Here is an 18,001-nt window from a genome sequence, read left to right on the forward strand (position 1 = left end):
GGACGAACCAAAAAAAAATGGGCGGAACGCCCATCATTCGCCCATCCCCTTGGAGGATGACTTTTTGAATAGACTCGCATTATACGCGCTAGGGCCACAAAAGGCAAAGCCGAGCGAAGTGGGCACGGAATGTGCCCGCCCTCGCCCCGTTGCGCCTCGCGGCCGGGCGCGCCTGCGCCTCAGCGTTTGCCGCCGCGCGGGCGTCCGCGGCCGGGACCGCTCGGCTTGCCAGCCTTGGGCATCACATTGCCGTTGGGTTCGCCGCCGCGCCGCTGCGCCCGTCCCTGGCCCTGGCCGCCCTGTCCCTGCGCGCCGCGCGCGCCGCCACGCGGACCGCCGCGGCCGCTGCCGGCCGGGCCGCGCATGCCGGGTTGCTGCGGCATGCTGACGCCGGCCGCGAACCTGCCGGTGTGCGAGGTCAGCAGCGTCGGCGCGGTGATATAGCCCATCGACGTCTGCATCGGATCGGGCTGGCCGCGATTGGCGCCGCCGCGGCCGCCTTCCTTGTTGAAGCGCGGCAGGCCGTCCATGCCGGTCGCCATCGGACGGCCCTCGATCGCGGCCTGCTCGCGCTGCTTGCGGCCGCCGACCTTGGTCGCCCCCTTCGGCGCGCCGGCCTGCTTGGCCGGCGCCTTCAGGCCGATCGCGGCCATCATCGCGCGCACCTCCTCGGGCTCGAGCTCCTGCCAGCGGCCGCGTTTCAGGCCGCGCGGCAGCAGGAACTGGCCATAGCGGGTGCGGATCAGCCGCGACACGGTCAGGCCGACCGCCTCGAACATGCGGCGCACCTCGCGGTTGCGGCCTTCGGTCAGCGCCACGTGGTACCAGTGGTTGACGCCCTCCCCGCCACCGTCGACGATGCGCAGGAAGTTGGCCTGGCCATCGTCGAGCTGGATGCCGTGCAGCAAACGCTGACGATCCGCTTCGGCCAGTTCGCCCAGCGTGCGCACCGCGTATTCGCGCTCGACGCCGTAACGCGGATGCATGAAGCGGTTGGCGATGTCGCCGGACGTCGTGAAGATCAGCAGCCCTTCGGTATTGAAGTCCAGCCGGCCCACGGCGACCCATTTGGCGGTCTTCAGGCGCGGCAGGCTGTCGAACACGGTCGGACGGCCTTCCGGATCCGACTGGCTGACGATCTCGCCGGCCGGCTTGTGATACAGCAGCACGCGCGGGGGCTTGGTGGTCACACGGCGATGGATCAGCTTGCCGTTGACGCGGACCTGGTCGGTCGGCAGGATGCGCTGCCCGATATGCGCGGGCAGGCCGTTGACCGACACCCGGCCCTGCAGGATCAGCTCTTCCATTTCGCGGCGCGACCCAAGGCCGCCTTCGGCCAGCACCTTGTGCAGCTTCGGCGCGTCGTCCTCGGCGGACAGCTCGCGCACCGGCTTGGCCTTGCGCGCCGGGCCCGCGGCGCCGCCGTCGGCGTCGTACTGGCCCGAGATCACGAAGCGGAACAGGTCCTCGGCCGCGGCGCTCTTGTCGCCCTTCGCGGCCGGCCTGGCACCGCCCTTTTCCGCCGCCGGCGCGGCCGGCTTGCCGGCGCCCTTGGCCGGCCGGGCCGCGCTCTTGCCGCCCTTGCGCTTGCCGGCCGGACGGGGCTGGCCGTTATTGCCGCCCTCGCCTTCCGGGCGCGCGCCTTCTGCCCTCGCGCCGGCTTGCTGACCGGCATTCTGGCCGCCGCCCTGGGCGGCGTTGCCGCGGCCGCGGCGCTTGCCGGCATTCTCGCGCGGCGCCTCGCCTTCAGTGGGCTTGGCGCGGCGGCTGCGTCCGCCCCGCGATCCGGGCGCGGGCGCAGCCGTGGCGCCACCCTCGGGCGCCGCCGCGCCGGCTTCGCCTGCCACGGCGTCGGCGGCATCGCGATCCTGCGCGGCCTGGCGGCGCGAGGCCACCAGATTGCGCAGCCCGCGGCGCAGGCCCTTGCGGCGCGGCGCGGCGCCCTCGGCAGGCGTCTCGGCCTCGCGCACGTCTTGATCGATAGAGTCGGACAAAGTATTCACACTCGCTTGTTGCATCTGGTGTTAGTTCGGGACGCGTGCGCCTTGCTCGTCGGCATCGCGTTCATCGAGTTGGGGCGCGTCGGCGTCGGCCTGGTCGGCTGTCTCGCCGGCAGCGTCAGCAGCGTCGGCGGCTTCCGCGGCAGCGTCGCCGGTATCTTCGGCGGCCGCCGCGGCGCGCATCTCCGCGGATTCGGCAGGTATTTCCGGTTCGGCCGGTTCGTCGGTATCGGCCTGCGGCGGCATCTCGTCTGCCTGTTCCGCAACATCGACCTCATCTACCGCAGCGGCCGCGGCAGCATCGACGCCATCCGCCTGTGCCACCCCTTCCGGCGCCGCGGCGAAGGTTTCCTCATCGGCGCCGGCCGCCGTGGCGACCTCGTCGAAGTCGATCGCGCCCTGATTCAGCAGCGCTTCCTGGACCTGCGCCTGCGGATCCTCCAGCGGCGGCAATTCATCCAGCGTACGCAGCCCGAGGTCGTCGAGGAACGTCTTGGTGGTCGCGTACAGCGCCGGCTTGCCGGGCACGTCGCGATGGCCGATCACCTCGATCCAGCTGCGATCCTCGAGCTTCTTGATGACCTCGGTGCTGACCGTGACGCCGCGGATTTCCTCGATATCGCCGCGTGTGACCGGCTGGCGATAGGCGATGATGGCCAGCGTTTCCATCACCGCGCGCGAATATTTGGGCGGCTTCTCGGGATTGAGCCGGTCCAGGTATTCGCGCATCGCCGGACGGCTCTGGAAGCGCCAGCCGCTCGCCAGCGCCACCAGTTCGACCCCGCGCGGCTCCCAGTCCTTGCGCAGCTCCTCCAGCAGAACACGGATCGTGTCGGCGCCGACGTCGTCGGCGAACAAGCGGCGCAGATCGGCGACGCGCAGCGGCTCCTGCGCGCAGATCAGCGCCGTCTCGAGGACGATTTTCGCCTCTTGGGTATTCATGTTGTGGTGTGCGGCCTGTCTTTGCATCTGCGTCCGTGACACCCGGACGCGCTGGAGATTGGTCGATTCAGCGGCGCGCGTTCCGCTTCAGGGACGCCTGCCGCCATTCATCGCGCAGCCGACCGGGATGCTTGCCGCATCGGGTCCGCGCGCTTCTCATCGGTGCATCGATTGCCGGTCCGTTCCGGCAGAAGATCGTCCGCCCGTCTCCCGATATCGGTCGGCGGAAGGACCAGCGTGTCGCGCCGTCTCCCCTGTTGCGGCCGACACGCCCGGACAGCCGCGACCGTCCGGAATGCGAGACAACTTGGTCATGGCCTGGCGTGCAGCCTGTCGGGCCCCTCGCTGCCACGCCGCTGGCCGGTATTCTTGGCCGATGTCGACATCGGATGTTCTAGCCGGACAGTGCGGGGAGGGAGATGGGTATGGATACCCATGAGTGCCTTGACAGACGCCTGGATCAAGCGCGACCGGGCGACCACGACACCTGCGCGAAAGCGGCCCGGTCGCGGTGGCTTCCCGCGATTGTATGGCATTCCCGCGCCGGCCTGCAACCGCGGGCTTGGCAGCCGCGCGGCGGCCCGCCGTCACAAGGTCAGGCAGAAGCCGTGCGCGGCCAGCGTTTCGGGCAGCATCGCGGCCCGCGCGAGACCGGCCGCACCGAACAGTGCGACCGCCGCGCCGATGCCGCGGCGGACCCACGGCCGGCGCGCCAGCACGCGCAAGCCGGCCGACAGGCTGGACAGCATCAGCAGATTGGGCAGCGTGCCCAGGCCGAAGGCCAGCATCACCAGCGCGCCCGACGCGGCGCTGCCCGCCAGCAAGGCCAGCGCGAGCGCGGCGTAGACCATGCCGCACGGCACCAGCCCCCAGGCCAGTCCGGCGGCGTAGCGGCGCAGCAGGCGCCGGGCGCCGCGCGGGGCCGCGCCGGCTTCCTTGCGTGCGATGGTTCTTCCGCCCCAGCGCGCCCAGCTTGCCGCAAGCCGCCGTGCCAGGGCCTCGACGCCGGGAACGCGTCCGGCCAGCCGCGCGCCGCCCAACGCCCACAGCCCGGCCAGCAGCAGGCTCGCGCTGCCGGCCGCGAACAGCGCGCGCTGCACCGGCAGATACTGCACCTTCCACGCGGCCGCGCCGGCCGCGCCGAGCAAGGCGCCGAGCACCGCATAGGCGCTCAGGCGGCCGGCATGCAGGACCAGCAGTTCGCGGACCCACGCCGCGCGGCTGCGGTACAGCGCCACCGGCGCGGCTTGCCTCGCATCGTTGCCCTCGAGTACCAGCGCAATGCCGCCGCACATCGCCGCACAGTGGACGCCGCCCAACAGTGCCAGCAGAAACACGCTTGCCAGTACGCCGATCGCCATCTCACGCTCCCCTCGACGGGATGCCGCACGGTAGAATGCCCGGACGCTTCACGTCCATCGCCATGCCGATGGCAACTCCCTCCCTTCGCGCGGATTCCAATTGCTGAACGCCATTCCCCTGAACGACCAATCGACCCGCTGCTCCACCTGCTCGCTGGGACAGCTGTGCCTGCCGGTCGGCATGTCGGCGCAGGACGTCGAAAAGATGGACACGCTGGTGCAGGAGCGCGTGCGCGTGCGCAAGGGCGAATCGCTGTATCGCCTCGGCGATCCACTGGACGCGGTCTATGCGATCCGCTTCGGCACGCTGAAGACGCACGTGACGATGGAAGACGGCCGCGCGCAGATCACGGGCTTTCACCTGCCCGGCGAAGTGGTCGGTTTCGATGGACTGACCGAGATGCGGCATGCGTCGGACGCGACCGCGCTCGAAGACACCGAGGTCTGCGTGGTCCGCTACAACGAGATCCAGACGCTGTCGGCCTCGCTGCCTTCGCTGCAGCACCAGTTCATGCGGCTGATGAGCCGCGAAATCACGCAGGACCAGATGATGCTGATCACGCTGGGCTCGATGCGCGCCGAGGAGCGGCTCGCCGGCTTTCTGATCAGCCTGTCCGAACGCCTGTCGGCACGCGGCTATTCGCCGTCCGAGTTCGTGCTGCGGATGAGCCGCGAGGAAATCGGCAGCTATCTGGGCCTGAAGCTCGAGACCGTCAGCCGGCTGTTCTCGCGCTTCGCCGAAGCGGGCCTGATCCAGATCCGCCAGCGCCATGTGAAGCTGGTCGACATGGACGGCATCCGTCAGCTGCTGGGCAAGACCGCCTGCTGATCCCGGCCCGGCGGTGGCCGCGGTGGCGCCCGCGGCAGCCGTTCCCCGCATTGCCACCGCGCTACTCCAGTTCGTCGGCCGCCGACATCGGCGACGACATCGGCGCCAGCATCGACGCCGGCAGCATGCACACCGTCAGTGCGCTGGACAGCGCGCACACCGCCCACGCCAGGCCGAAGCCGAGCGTATAGACCGCGCCGTGCGACAGCTCGAGTGGCCGGCCGAAGATCCGCAGATCGCGCGGATCGATCAGCGAGAACACCAGCACGAAGGCCATGGCCGCGCCGACGAAGGCGGGCCACAGCACCCAGATCAGCCAGCGCGCCTTCATGGCCGTGCCACCGATCGGGGATCGACCGCGTCGCGCGAGTCCTGCGTGGCAGCCGAAGCCGCCACCGCCGCCGGCGTCGCCGCCTGCCGGACCAGCAGCCCCTGACGCACCACGCCGTCGACGATCGGCCGGTCCGCGTGCTGCATCGCGACCCAGATCGTCACCGCACAGCCGATCATCGCCAGCGCCGGGCCACTGATCAGCAGCCACGGCCACGGCTCCTTCCACCATGGTTTGCATTGGGACATGTCGATGCCTCGTTACGGTTGGTCGGGAACGAAAAAGCGGGTGGACTGCCGCACTTGCACACGGTCGGCTGCAAGCCCGGCCCCGGACTCTGCGGGCGAGCCGCTGACCACGATATCGACCACATGGGTGCCCGACGCGGCCTGCTCCAGCGGCACGCGCAGCCGCAGCGGCAGCAGCCGGTTCGATGTGGGCGCGAGGTGGCCGGCACCGCGCTCGTATTCGACGGACAGGCCCGGCAGACCGGGGCTTTCCGCCGCGATGGCGACATCCATCTCGCCCTCGGTGGTATTGATCAGCTGCAGCCGGTAGACGTTTTCGATCCAGCGCCCGTCGACTTCGCGCGCCAGCGCCTGCCGGTCGCGGATGATGTCCACCTTCAGCGGCGTGCGCACGGCCACCGACCAGACGAAGCCGCCGGCCAGCGCCAGCCACAGCACCGCATACAACACGATGCGCGGGCGGACCACGCGGCGGCGCGCATTGGCCGCGGACAGCGCGCGCCGCATCGCGTTCTCGGAGGTGTAGCGAATCAGCCCGCGCGGATAACGCATCTTGTCCATGACCTGATTGCAGGCATCGATGCAGGCCCCGCAGCCGATGCACTCGTACTGCAGCCCGTCGCGGATGTCGATGCCGGTCGGGCAGACCTGCACGCAGATGCTGCAGTCCACGCAGTCGCCGATGCCGAGCGCGCGCGGGTCGGCCTTGCGCGAGCGCGAGCCGCGCGGCTCGCCGCGCCGCGTGTCGTAGGTGACCACATAGGTGTCCTTGTCGACCATCACGCTCTGGAACCGCGCATACGGGCACATGTACTTGCAGACCTGCTCGCGCATGAAGCCGGCATTGCCCCAGGTGGCGAACGCGTAGAAGCCGATCCAGAACGTTTCCCACGGCCCGGTGGACAGGTTCAGCACCGCCCGGCCCAGCGCATCGATCGGCGAGAAATAGCCGACGAAGGTAAAGCCGGTCCACAGGGCGATCGCGATCCACAGCAGATGCTTGGTCGCCTTCAGGCGCAGCTTGCGCGGGCCCCAGCGTTCGCCGTCGAGCCGGATGCGGGCGATGCGGTCGCCCTCGACCTTGCGCTCGATCCACAGGAAGATCTCGGTGTAGACGGTCTGCGGACAGGCATAGCCGCAGAACAGCCGTCCGGCGATCGCGGTGAACAGGAACAGCGACAGCGCCGAGATCACCAGCAGCACGGCCAGATAGATCACGTCCTGCGGCCACAGCACCAGGCCGAACAGATAGAACTTGCGTGCGCCCAGGTCGAACAGCACCGCCTGGCGGCCGTTCCATTGCAGCCACGGCGTACCGTAGAACACCAGCTGCGTGGCCAGCACCATGGCGATGCGCCAGCTGGCGAACGCGCCGGTCACGGCGCGCGGATAGATCTTGCGCCGAACCTCGTACAGCGAGGCCTCGGTCGGGTCGATGCCTGGCGCGTTCATGGCTGCCCCTGCACAGTCCGCATGCGAAACCGGTTGCCGCGAGCGATGTCCATCACTGCCCCGCGGCCGCCATCGTGCCGCTGTCCGCCGACAATCCCCACACATACGCGGTCAGCATGCGGATGCGCTCGGGCGTCAGGATGTCCTCGTGCGCCGGCATCCGGTTGTCGTGGCCCTGCAGGATCGCCTTGACGATATTCGCCTCGGCGCTGCCGTGCAGCCACACCTTGTCGGTCAGGTCGGGCGCGCCGAGCGCCTGGTTGCCCTTGCCCGTGCCGCCGTGGCAGGCGACGCAGGTCGACTTGAAGACCGGTTCGCCGCGCGCCGCGCGGATCGGGTTGAACGCCAGCCCCGACAGCGATCGCACGTATTGCGCGACATCGCCGGCGCCCTTCTCGTCGATGACGGCGGCGAACGACGGCATCACGCCATGGCGCCCCTTGGCGATGCTCTGCATGATCGTGGCCGGATCGCCGCCATGGAGCCAGTCGCGGTCGGTCAGGTCGGGAAAGCCGCGGCTGCCGCGTGCATCGGACCCATGGCACTGCGCGCAGTAGTTCAGGAACAGCCGCTGGCCGATCTCGCGCGCCTCGGGATCGGCGGCCACCTGTTCGATCTTCAGGTCCATGTACTTGCCGTACACCGCCTGCTGGCCACGCAGCGCGGCCTGTCGCTGTTCCGCCAGCTCGCCCTGGCTGGTGAAGCCGAGCACGCCGCGATACGCGCCGAGGCCCGGATAGAGCACCAGATAGCCGAGCGCGAACACGCAGCTCAGCAGGAACATCCACATCCACCAGCGCGGCAGCGGGTTGTTCAGTTCGCGCAGATCGTCGTCCCAGACATGGCCGGTATCCTGCGCCGGCGCACCGGCAGCAGGGCTCGTTGTGGTGGCGCCCTTGGCGACGCGCGTCTGCGAGAACAGCAGCCAGACGCACCAGACGATGCCGCCCAGCGCAATCGCGCCGATGTAGTAGCCCCAGAAATCGGAAATAAAGTCGCTCATGACATCAATGTCCCTGCTCGATGGCGTGCGCGCGCGCGGCGTCGCGCGGCACGGCCCTGCTGCCGTCGATGTTGTCGCCGATGGTGCCGCCGATGGTGTTCTCGCCGCCGCCCTCGTCGGGCAGCGCGAACGGCAGCCAGGCGGCTTCCCGATTGGCATGGCGCCGGCCGCCGGACCAAGCCCAGCAGACGATGCCGACAAAGACGACGAGGAAGATCAGCGTGGAAAACGCGGTCAAGGTCGCCATGGTCACTGGCTCCCGCTGCGCGCGCCCGCTGCCATGCGGGGGGCCGCGCTGCCGTCCGTCTTGCGGTCCGCGCCGGCGACATCGATGCCGACGGCGCGCCGATTGGTGCCAAGGCCCTGCAGATACGCCACCAGCGCGTCCTCCTCGGTCTTGCCCTTCAGCGCGTCGGGCGCGCCGTCGATATCGGCCTCGCTGTATGGCACGCCGAGCGTGCGCAGCGTCCGCATGCGCTGGCCAATGTCGTCGGTCGGCAGCGCGGTCCTGGCCAGCCACGGATACGAAGGCATCACCGACTCGGGCACGACGTCGCGCGGATTGCGCAGATGGATGCGCTGCCAGTCGTCCGAGTAGCGCCCACCGACGCGCGCCAGGTCGGGGCCAGTCCGCTTGGAGCCCCACAGGAACGGATGGTCGTAGACCGACTCGCCGGCGGTCGAGTAAGGGCCGTAGCGCTCGACCTCGGCCTGCAGCGTGCGCACCTGCTGCGAATGGCAGCCGACGCAGCCCTCGCGGATATAGATGTCGCGCCCCATCAGGCGCAGCGGCGAGTAAGGGACGATGCCCGGATCGGGCTGCGTAGTCGAATGCTGGAAGAACAGCGGCAGGATCTGCACGAAGCCGGCGATGCTGACCACCACGATGGTGCAGACGATCAGCCAGCCGATGTTCTTCTCCAGCGTCTCGTGCGAAAGGAAGCGTCGTTGTTGGGACATGATGGAATCCGGATGACGTTCAGGCTGCGGGGGCGGTCGCGGTCACGGCGGCCGCGGCACTGGCGCTCGCCGGAATCACCGCATCGAAGGCGCGGCGGCCGGCGATGGTGCGCGCGACGTTCCACGCCATCAGCAGCATGCCGGCGAGGAAGCACAGGCCGCCCAGCAGACGGATCAGGTAGAACGGCGTCTTGGCCTTGACCGCTTCGACGAATGCATAGGTCAGCGCGCCGTCCGGCTGCGTGGCACGCCACATCAGCCCTTCCATCACGCCGGCGATCCACATCGAGGCGATATAGAGCACCACGCCGATGGTCGCGATCCAGAAGTGCCATTCGATCAGGCGCGTGCTGTACATCTTCTGCTGGCCGAACAGGCGCGGCACCAGGTAGTACAGCGAGCCGATCGTGATCATCGCGACCCAGCCCAGCGCGCCCGAATGCACGTGGCCGATGGTCCAGTCGGTGTAGTGCGACAGCGCGTTGACCGTCTTGATCGACATCATCGAGCCCTCGAAGGTCGCCATGCCGTAGAAGGACAGCGCCACCACCAGGAACTTCAGGATCGGATCGGTACGCAGCTTGTGCCAGGCCCCGGACATCGTCATGATCCCGTTGATCATGCCGCCCCACGACGGCGCCAGCAGGATCAGCGAGAACACCATGCCGAGCGACTGCGCCCAGTCGGGCAGCGCGGTGTATTGCAGATGATGCGGACCGGCCCACATATAGGTGAAGTTCAGCGCCCAGAAATGGACGATCGACAGCCGGTACGAATAGATCGGGCGCTCGGCCTGCTTCGGAATGAAGTAGTACATCATGCCGAGGAAGCTGGTGGTCAGGAAGAAGCCGACCGCGTTATGGCCGTACCACCACTGCACCATCGCATCCTGCACGCCGGCATAGGCGGAATACGACTTCCACAGCGATGCCGGCAGCTCGATGTTGTTGACGATATGCAGGATCGCGATCGTCAGGATGTAGGCGCCGAAGAACCAGTTGGCCACGTAGATGTGGCGGGTCTTGCGCCGGACGATAGTGCCGAAGAACACGATCGCGTAGGCGACCCATACCGCCGCGATCAGCAGGTCGATCGGCCATTCCAGCTCGGCGTATTCCTTCGACGTCGTGATGCCCAGCGGCAGCGTGATCGCGGCGGCCACGATCACGACCTGCCACCCCCAGAAGGTAAAGGCCGCCAGCGGCCCGGCAAACAGCCGCGTCTGGCAGGTGCGCTGCACCACGTAATACGACGTGGCGAACAGCGCGCTGCCGCCGAAGGCGAAGATCACCGCATTGGTATGCAGCGGGCGCAGCCGTCCGAACGACAGCCACGGCGTGTCGAAATTGAGTTCGGGCCAGATCAGTTGCGCGGCGAGCAGCACGCCGACCGCCATGCCGACGATGCCCCATACCACGGTCATGACGGCGAATTGCCTCACGACGTGATAGTTGAAGGTGTCGGCGGCGCGCGTGCGCGTGGCCGTGCCGGTCAGGCCGGCGGCGGTGACGTCCATTCAGACCCCCAAGGATGGATATGGAATTTGAAATCGATGGGGTCAATGTAGAGCGGCTCGTGCGGCGCGCCCTTGATCCGGATCAAGCGCCGTGCAGATGCACCGCGCCGCGGGGAACCTCAGCGGGGATTCACGCAACGGCCAGCGCGGCGGTGCGGCCGCGGCGCGGCGCCCGCCCGCGCATCAGGACGATCGTTGTCGAGCAGGATCGCCTGCCCGGGCCGCTCGAGATCGTCGTATTGGCCGGCGCGCAGCGCCCACCACAACGCGGCAGCGATCAGCAGGACCAGCGCGAGGCTCATCGGCACCAGCAGGAACAGCGTATCCATCACCGCGTGTCCATCGCTAGCGCCCCCTGGGCACGCGCAGCAGGCGCCAGGCATTGGCGACCACCAGCAGCGAGGACAGCGACATGCCGAGCCCCGCCATCCATGCGGTGACATGCCCGCTGGCGGCCAGCGGAATGGCCACCACGTTGTAGGCGAAGGCCCAGCCGAGGTTCTGCCGGATCACCGCCCGCGTGCGGCGCGCGATCGCCAGCGCGGTGGCGACGTCGGCGATGCCGTCGTGGGTCAGCACCGCGTCGGCGCCGACCTGCGCCAGCGGCGCGCCGCTGCCCAGCGCGATCGACACCTGCGCCTGCGCCAGCACCGGCGCATCGTTGATGCCGTCGCCGATGGCCAGCACCACCGCGCCATCGCGCTGCAGGGCGCTCACGTAGTCGCGCTTGCCTTCGGGACTGACGCGCCCGTGCGCGGCCTCGATGCCGAAATGGCGGGCCCACCAGCGCACTGTCGGCTGGCTGTCTCCGGAAACCAGATGGCAGCGCAGCCCCAACGCCCGCAGGCGTGCCCGCAGATCGGCGGCCTGCGGGCGTTCGGTGTCCGACAGCACGAACACCGCAAGCAGTCCGCCCTCGTCGCCGAGCCACACCGGCGAGGCGCCGTCGTGCAGATGGCGGCGCAACGCGTCGAGGGCCGCCTCGTCGCCGGCGGCGTCATCCAGAGAACCCGCGGACCGCGACAGTGCGTCGACGAAGTCGCGGCGGCCGATCCGTATCAGGCGGCCGTCGAGCCGCGCCTCCACGCCCTGCCCCGGACGATTGCGCGATGGCGTCAGTTGTTGTTCGCCGCTCGTCTGCACGGTGGCGCGGCCAACGACATCGCTCGCGCTCGCCGCATGTTCGGCCGCGGCCACCAACGCCCTCGCCACCGGATGCTCGCCGCCGCGGCACAGCGCACCGGCCAGCGCAAGGCAGTCGGACTGCGCCAGGGCGCCCAGCGCAATGACGTTGGCAACGGCGAAGCGCCCTTCGGTCAGCGTGCCGGTCTTGTCCAGCACGACATCGGTGACACCGGCAAGCGTTTCCAGCGCATGGCCGCGCGTCAGCAGCACGCCGCGCCGCGACAACGCCGCGCCGGCGGCCGCCAGGGCCGCGGGCGTCGCCAGCGACAGCGCGCAGGGGCAGCTGACCACCAGCACGGCGACGGTCACCATCAGCGCGCGCTCCGGGGCGATGGCCCACCACAGCAGGCCCACGGCCACCGCAATGGCCAGCAGCGCCGCCACGAACCATGCCGCCACGCGATCGGCGACCACCGCGAGGCGCGGCTTGTCGGTCAGCGCGCGTTCGAGCAGCGCGACGATTTCGGCCAGCCGCGTGCCGGCCCCGACGCGGCGCACTTCGATCACCAGCGCACTGCTGGCGTTGTAGCAGCCCGCCAGCACCGCTTGCCCCGGCCCACGCGGCACCGGCCGGCTTTCGCCGCTGAGCATCGATTCGTCCAGATCGCTGGTGCCCTCGACGATCTCGCCATCGGCCGGCACGATCTCGCCGGCGCGCACGCGCACGCGGTCTCCCGGCGCCAGCCGCGCGACCGGCACGCGCCGCACCGTGCCGTCGGGAAAGCACTGCTCGCAGGTGGCCGGCAGCTGCCGCGCCAGCATCTCGGCGCCGCTGCGCGAGGCCTGCCGCACGCGCAGTTCGAGATAGCGCGCCAGCAGCAGCAAGGCGACGAACATCGTCACCGAGTCGTAGTAGACCTCGCCGCTGCCGCGCACGGTGGCAAGCAGGCTGGCGCCAAAGGCCGCCGCCAGCCCCAGCGCCACCGGCACGTCCATGCCGACATGGCGCTGGCGCAGGCTGCGCCAGGCACCCGCGAAGATCGGCGCCGCGCTGTAGACGATCACCGGCAGCGTCAGCGCGAGGCTCGCCCATTGCAGCAGCCGCAGGTGCGCCGCGGCGATCGTGCCCTCGTGCGTATAGACGGGCCACGCGTACATCATCACCTGCATCATGCCGAGCATGGCCACCGCCAGCCGCATCAGCAGGCCGCGCCGGGCCGCGCTGTCCCGGCGGTCCGCCGCGGAGAACTCGAACGGCCACGCGGTGTAACCGATATCGGCAAGCGCGCCGAGCAGCCCCGCGACGGTCAGCGCGCCGCCGCGCCAGCGCACCAGCACACGGCGCGTGGCCAGATTGGCGACCGCGGACTCGACGCCGGGCAGCTGCGCCAGCTTCTGCTCGATCAGCCAGGCGCAGGCAGCACAGCGGATATTCTCGGGCGCCAGCGTGATTTCGAAGCGGTCCTGCGCCGCTTCGCGCGGTCCTTCCCGTTGCCCAGCGCCGTCGAGCCGCCGCACGAAGCGCGCGCGCAGCTCCTCGGTGTCGTAGGCCTGCCAGACCGGCTCGAGCCGAGCCCGTGCCGCCCCGTCGAGCGGACGGCCGAAGCGGAACTCGCCGCCATAGAGATGGGCGAAGCCGGCCTGGTCCAGCGCCTGCGCCAGCGCCAGGCAGCCGGCGCAGCAGAAGCGGCGCGCCATCCCCCCGACCTGCGCGCGCAGCACATCGGGCGCGGCGCCCGTCGGCAACCCGCAGTGGAAGCACGAGGCGGCGTCCGAGGCAGCGTCCGTGGCGGCGTCCGCGGGCATGGCGGAGCCGGCTGGTCCGGCGTGGGAGGAAGGGGCGAAGGCGATCGGCATCGTAGTCCTGGATGTCCGATCGATTCTAGGGACCGCCGCCGGGCGGCGGTTTGATCCCGGTCAAGGCATACGCAAACGGCGCCCCTGGCCCGCGACACGTTGCGCGCCGGAGGGCCGCCCCCGGGCAGGCGGCCGCTCAGGCCAGCTCGGTGGCGCCGGTGCGCCTCGGCGCCTCGAGATATTCGCGCGATTGCATCTCGATGATGCGCGACACCGTGCGATGGAATTCGTTGGCCATCTGGCCTTCGACGTAGAGCTCGTCGGGCGGCACCTCGGCCGACATCAGCAGCTTGACCTTGTGGTCGTAGAACACATCGACCAGCCAGGTGAAGCGGCGCGCCTCCGACGACATCCGCGGCGTCATCTTCGGCACGTCCGACAGGATCACCGTGTGAAAGCGCTCGGCCAGCTCCAGATAGTCGTTCTGCGAGCGCGGGCCGCCGCACAGCGTCGCGAAGTCGAACCAGACGACGCCATTGGCCTTGCGCAGCGCGTGCAGCTCGCGCTTTTCGATATGCAGGATCGGCGATTCGTCGGCGATGCCGGCCAGCGCCGCGAAGGCGTCGCGCAGCGCCGCGCTGGCCTTGGCGTCCAGCGGCGTGTAATAGGCCTGCACCTGCTCCAGCGTGCGCTTGCGGTAGTCGATGCCGGCATCGACGTTCAGCACGTCCAGCTTGCGTTCGAGCAGCGCAATGGCCGGCAGGATGCGGTCGCGATGCAGGCCGTCCGGATACAGCAGGTCCGGGCGGTAGTTCGACGTCATCACGAACTGCACGCCGTTCTCGAACATCTGCTCCAGCAGCCGATGCAGGATCATCGCGTCGGCGACATCGCTGACATGGAATTCATCGAAACAGATCAGCCGGTACTTGCGGGCGATCCGTTTGGCCAGCTCGTCCAGCGGATCGGGCCGGCCGCGCAGTTCCTCGAGCTGGCGGTGCACCTCGCGCATGAACTCGTGGAAATGCAGGCGGGTCTTCCTGACCACCGGCACGCAGTGGTAGAAGCTGTCCATCAGGAACGACTTGCCGCGCCCTACTCCGCCCCACAGATAGACGCCCTTGGGCACCTCGGGCCGGATCAGCAGCTTCTTCAGCGCATTGTTGCGCCGCTGCTTGTAGGCGACCCATTCGTCGTAGCACTGCTGCAGCCGCGCCACCGCGCGCAACTGCGCCTCGTCGGACCGATAGCCGCGCTGCTGCAGTTCGTGGTGGTAGTACTCGGTGACGTTCATCGGGGGAAGGGAAAGTGTGCGGCAGCGCCCTGGTCCCAGGCGAGCGGGATGGCACCGCGATACTCCCCTCTCCCGCTTGCGGGAGAGGGGCCGGGGGAGAGGGAAAGCAGCGGCCGATCGACCGGCAGCGCCCTTGCAAGCGCCCCTGCCCTCTCCCCAACCCTCTCCCGCAAGCGGGAGAGGGAGCACGGCTGCGCGTCGCAAGCCGTGCCTGCGCCTTACATATTGAGCTGACGCTTGTCCACCGCGAGCGCGGCTTCGCGCATCACCTCGGACATCGACGGGTGCGGGTGGCACACGCGGCCGATATCCTCGCTGGCGGCCTTGAACTCCATCGCCACCACGGCTTCGGCGATCAGGTCCGAAGCATTGGCCGCGACCACATGCACGCCCAGGATCTCGTCGGTCTTCGCATCGGCCAGCATCTTGACGAAGCCGTCCGAGGCGCCCATGCCCAGCGCGCGGCCGTTGGCCACGAACGGGAACTGGCCCGACTTGTACTCGCGGCCCTCGGCCTTGAGCTGCTGCTCGGTCTTGCCGACCCAGGCGATTTCCGGGTAGGTGTAGATCACCCACGGAATGCAGTTGTAGTCGATGTGCGGCTTCTGGCCCGCGATGCGCTCGGCCACGGCCACGCCTTCGTCCTCGGCCTTGTGCGCCAGCATCGGGCCGCGCACCACGTCGCCGATCGCCCACAGGCCCGGCACCGAGGTCGCGCAGTGGTCGTCGACCGGAATGAAGCCGCGCTCGTCGGTACCCAGACCGACGGCGTCCAGACCCAGGTTGTCGGTGTTCGGCACGCGGCCGACCGACACGATCAGGCGATCGACTTCCAGCGTCTGCGCGTTGCCGTCCTTGTCGGTGTAGCTGACGGTGACGTTGTTGTCGCCGGTCTTGACCTCATTGACCTTGACGCCCAGGCTGAACTTCAGGCCCTGCTTGGTCAGCAGCTTCTGCGCTTCCTTGGCGACGCCTTCGTCGGCGGCGCCCAGGAACGCCGGCAGCGCCTCGAGCACGGTCACGTCGGCACCGAGACGGCGCCACACCGAGCCCAGCTCCAGGCCGATCACGCCGGCGCCGATCACGCCCAGCTTCTTCGGCACCTCGGCGAACTTCAGCGCGCCCTCGTTATCGTTGACCAGCTTGTTGTCGACCGGGATGCCGGGCAGATGGCGGGCCTTCGAACCGGTGGCGATGATCACCTGCTTCGCGGTGATGGTCTCGGTGCCGGCCTTGCCGGCGATCTCGACCTGGAAGCCGTCGGCGTTCTTGCCGACGAACTTGCCGAAGCCCTTGAACAGCGTGACCTTGTTCTTGCGGAACAGGAACTCGATGCCCTTGGTCATCTTGCCGACGATATCGTCCTTGCGCTTGAGCATCTTGGCGATATCGACCTTGACGTCGCCCACGGTGATGCCGTGGTCGGCCAGGTGGTGCTGCACGTTCTCGTATTCCTCGGACGAAGCCAGCATCGCCTTCGACGGGATGCAGCCGACGTTCAGGCAGGTGCCGCCCAGGCGGGCCTCGCCCTTCGGATCGTCGTACGGATTGCCTTCGCAGCAGGCGACGTTCAGGCCAAGCTGGCCCGCGCGGATCGCGGCGATATAGCCGCCGGGGCCCGCGCCGATCACCAGCACGTCGAATTGTTTGCTCATGGGAATTCCTCGTTGCGTCGGCGCGCCTTGCCCGACCAGGGTCGGAGCCGGCGCGCGGCATGGTGTTGCATTCGGTTGGCCGCCGGGCCTGCGCCCGGGCGGCGCGCGGTCCCCGATCGGGAGACCGCGGCGGATGCTGCGATTACAGGTCCAGCAGCAGGCGGGCCGGGTCTTCCAGCGCTTCCTTCATCGCCACCAGGCCCAGCACGGCTTCGCGGCCGTCGATGATGCGGTGGTCGTAGGACATCGCCAGGTAGTTCATCGGACGGATCACGATCTGGCCGTCCTCGACCACGGCGCGGTCCTTGGTGGCGTGCACGCCCAGGATCGCCGACTGCGGCGGGTTGATGATCGGGGTCGACAGCATCGAGCCGAACACGCCGCCGTTCGAGATCGAGAAGGTACCGCCCGACAGCTCGTCCAGCGACAGCTTGCCGTCACGGGCCTTGGCGCCGAACTCGGCGATCTTCTTCTCGATGTCGGCCAGGCTCATCTGGTCGGCGTTGCGCAGGATCGGCACCACCAGGCCGCGCGGCGAACCGACCGCGATGCCGATGTCGAAGTAGCCGTGGTAGATGATGTCGTTGCCGTCGACCGAGGCGTTGATGATCGGGTACTTCTTCAGCGCGTGCACGGCCGCCTTGACGAAGAAGGACATGAAGCCCAGCTTGACGCCGTGTTCCTTCTCGAAGCGGTCCTTGTACTTGTTGCGCAGGTCCATCACCGGCTTCATGTTGACTTCGTTGAAGGTGGTGAGGATCGCGTTGGTCTGTTGCGATTGCAGCAGACGCTCGGCGATACGGGCGCGCAGGCGGCTCATCGGCACGCGCTCTTCCGGACGATCGCCCAGCGCGGCGAAGTCGACCGGTGCGGAGACCTGCTGCAGCGCCGGCTTGGCAGCCGGAGCCGGGGCCGCCTTGGCGGCGGGGGCCGAACCGGCGGCGAGCACGTCGCCCTTGGTGATGCGGCCATCCTTGCCGGTGCCGGCAACCTGGCCGGCCGACAGGCCTTGCTCGGCCATCAGCTTGGCGGCCGAGGGCATCGCCACGGCGCCGGCGGCGGCGGGCGCGGCGGCAGCCGGTGCGGCCGCGGCCGGTGCGGGCGCAGCCGCTGCCGGTGCCGGTGCCGGCGCGGCGGCGGCCGGAGCGGCGGCGCCGGCGGTGGCCTCGGTATCGATCTTGGCGATGACTTCATCGGCCGTCACGGTGTCGCCGTCGTTCTTGACGATCTGCGACAGCACGCCCGCGGAGGGTGCCGGCACTTCGAGCACGACCTTGTCGGTCTCGATTTCGATCAGGATTTCGTCCTGCGCGACCGCTTCACCGGGCTTCTTCTTCCAGTTCAGCAGGGTCGCCTCGGCGACGGATTCGGACAGTTGCGGGACCTTGACGTCAACAATGGCCATGGTGGGAGTTTCCTCGCTAGATGCGTGTATTCAGCGGTATTCGGGGCGAACCGGCGCAGTCGTGGCGGATGCGGGCGACTGGC

At 69.1% G+C, this 18,001-nt stretch carries 16 protein-coding genes; 1 reads left to right on the forward strand and 15 read right to left on the reverse strand.

Annotation, left to right across the window (positions count from 1 at the left end; genetic code table 11):
- Positions 1-179: 179 nt before the first annotated feature.
- From rluB to FOB47_RS18675, 3 genes are all read right to left on the reverse strand, one after another.
- Positions 180-2,018 carry a 23S rRNA pseudouridine(2605) synthase RluB gene (rluB, locus tag FOB47_RS18665; protein WP_174781795.1) on the reverse strand — a complete coding sequence of 613 codons (1,839 nt, stop codon included), beginning with the start codon at positions 2,016-2,018 and terminating at the stop codon, positions 180-182.
- A 6-nt stretch (positions 2,019-2,024) separates the two neighbouring features.
- A complete protein-coding gene (gene scpB, locus FOB47_RS18670; RefSeq protein ID WP_174781796.1) occupies positions 2,025-2,942 on the reverse strand; it encodes an SMC-Scp complex subunit ScpB in 918 nt (305 codons plus the stop codon).
- 587 nt (positions 2,943-3,529) lie between these two features.
- Positions 3,530-4,303 carry a sulfite exporter TauE/SafE family protein gene (locus FOB47_RS18675; protein ID WP_053822017.1) on the reverse strand — a complete coding sequence of 258 codons (774 nt, stop codon included), beginning with the start codon at positions 4,301-4,303 and terminating at the stop codon, positions 3,530-3,532.
- Between the two features lie 181 nt (positions 4,304-4,484).
- On the opposite strand from FOB47_RS18675, the gene fnr reads away from it, so the two are divergent.
- Positions 4,485-5,132, forward strand: a complete 648-nt coding sequence (gene fnr / locus FOB47_RS18680; RefSeq protein ID WP_420070604.1) for a fumarate/nitrate reduction transcriptional regulator Fnr — start codon at positions 4,485-4,487, stop codon at positions 5,130-5,132.
- Positions 5,133-5,193: 61 nt separating this feature from the next.
- Here fnr and FOB47_RS18685 read toward each other — a convergent pair whose 3' ends face one another.
- The 12 genes from FOB47_RS18685 to odhB all read right to left on the reverse strand — a co-directional run bounded on the left by FOB47_RS18685 (position 5,194) and on the right by odhB (position 17,918).
- Positions 5,194-5,463: a hypothetical protein gene (locus FOB47_RS18685; protein WP_053822019.1), complete on the reverse strand. Its 270-nt coding sequence runs from the start codon at positions 5,461-5,463 to the stop codon at positions 5,194-5,196.
- A complete protein-coding gene (locus FOB47_RS18690) occupies positions 5,460-5,711 on the reverse strand; it encodes a FixH family protein (RefSeq protein WP_174781798.1) in 252 nt (83 codons plus the stop codon). Before FOB47_RS18690 ends, FOB47_RS18685 begins: the two co-directional genes overlap by 4 nt.
- Positions 5,712-5,723: 12 nt before the next feature.
- Positions 5,724-7,163 (reverse strand): cytochrome c oxidase accessory protein CcoG, encoded by a 1,440-nt coding sequence (ccoG, locus tag FOB47_RS18695; protein WP_144425892.1) that lies wholly within the window; start codon positions 7,161-7,163, stop codon positions 5,724-5,726.
- A gap of 52 nt (positions 7,164-7,215) precedes the next feature.
- Positions 7,216-8,166: a cytochrome-c oxidase, cbb3-type subunit III gene (gene ccoP / locus FOB47_RS18700; protein WP_151023533.1), complete on the reverse strand. Its 951-nt coding sequence runs from the start codon at positions 8,164-8,166 to the stop codon at positions 7,216-7,218.
- A 4-nt stretch (positions 8,167-8,170) separates the two neighbouring features.
- Positions 8,171-8,413, reverse strand: a complete 243-nt coding sequence (locus FOB47_RS26395; RefSeq protein WP_174781799.1) for a cbb3-type cytochrome oxidase subunit 3 — start codon at positions 8,411-8,413, stop codon at positions 8,171-8,173.
- A gap of 2 nt (positions 8,414-8,415) precedes the next feature.
- Positions 8,416-9,126: a cytochrome-c oxidase, cbb3-type subunit II gene (gene ccoO, locus FOB47_RS18710; RefSeq protein ID WP_244959330.1), complete on the reverse strand. Its 711-nt coding sequence runs from the start codon at positions 9,124-9,126 to the stop codon at positions 8,416-8,418.
- 19 nt (positions 9,127-9,145) lie between these two features.
- Positions 9,146-10,642 (reverse strand): cytochrome-c oxidase, cbb3-type subunit I, encoded by a 1,497-nt coding sequence (gene ccoN / locus FOB47_RS18715; protein WP_174781800.1) that lies wholly within the window; start codon positions 10,640-10,642, stop codon positions 9,146-9,148.
- A 119-nt stretch (positions 10,643-10,761) separates the two neighbouring features.
- A complete protein-coding gene (ccoS, locus tag FOB47_RS18720) occupies positions 10,762-10,971 on the reverse strand; it encodes a cbb3-type cytochrome oxidase assembly protein CcoS (protein WP_174781801.1) in 210 nt (69 codons plus the stop codon).
- 16 nt (positions 10,972-10,987) lie between these two features.
- Positions 10,988-13,624 (reverse strand): heavy metal translocating P-type ATPase, encoded by a 2,637-nt coding sequence (locus FOB47_RS18725; protein WP_174781802.1) that lies wholly within the window; start codon positions 13,622-13,624, stop codon positions 10,988-10,990.
- A gap of 136 nt (positions 13,625-13,760) precedes the next feature.
- The gene (gene zapE, locus FOB47_RS18730) at positions 13,761-14,858 is read right to left on the reverse strand and encodes a cell division protein ZapE (RefSeq protein WP_053822025.1); all 1,098 of its coding nucleotides are present in this window, start codon (positions 14,856-14,858) and stop codon (positions 13,761-13,763) included.
- Between the two features lie 218 nt (positions 14,859-15,076).
- Positions 15,077-16,513, reverse strand: a complete 1,437-nt coding sequence (gene lpdA / locus FOB47_RS18735; RefSeq protein WP_174781803.1) for a dihydrolipoyl dehydrogenase — start codon at positions 16,511-16,513, stop codon at positions 15,077-15,079.
- Positions 16,514-16,655: 142 nt separating this feature from the next.
- Positions 16,656-17,918 carry a 2-oxoglutarate dehydrogenase complex dihydrolipoyllysine-residue succinyltransferase gene (gene odhB, locus FOB47_RS18740; protein ID WP_174781804.1) on the reverse strand — a complete coding sequence of 421 codons (1,263 nt, stop codon included), beginning with the start codon at positions 17,916-17,918 and terminating at the stop codon, positions 16,656-16,658.
- Positions 17,919-18,001: the final 83 nt, after the last annotated feature.

The sequence above is a fragment of the Cupriavidus gilardii genome (genome assembly GCF_013347325.1).
GTDB lineage: Bacteria > Pseudomonadota > Gammaproteobacteria > Burkholderiales > Burkholderiaceae > Cupriavidus > Cupriavidus gilardii.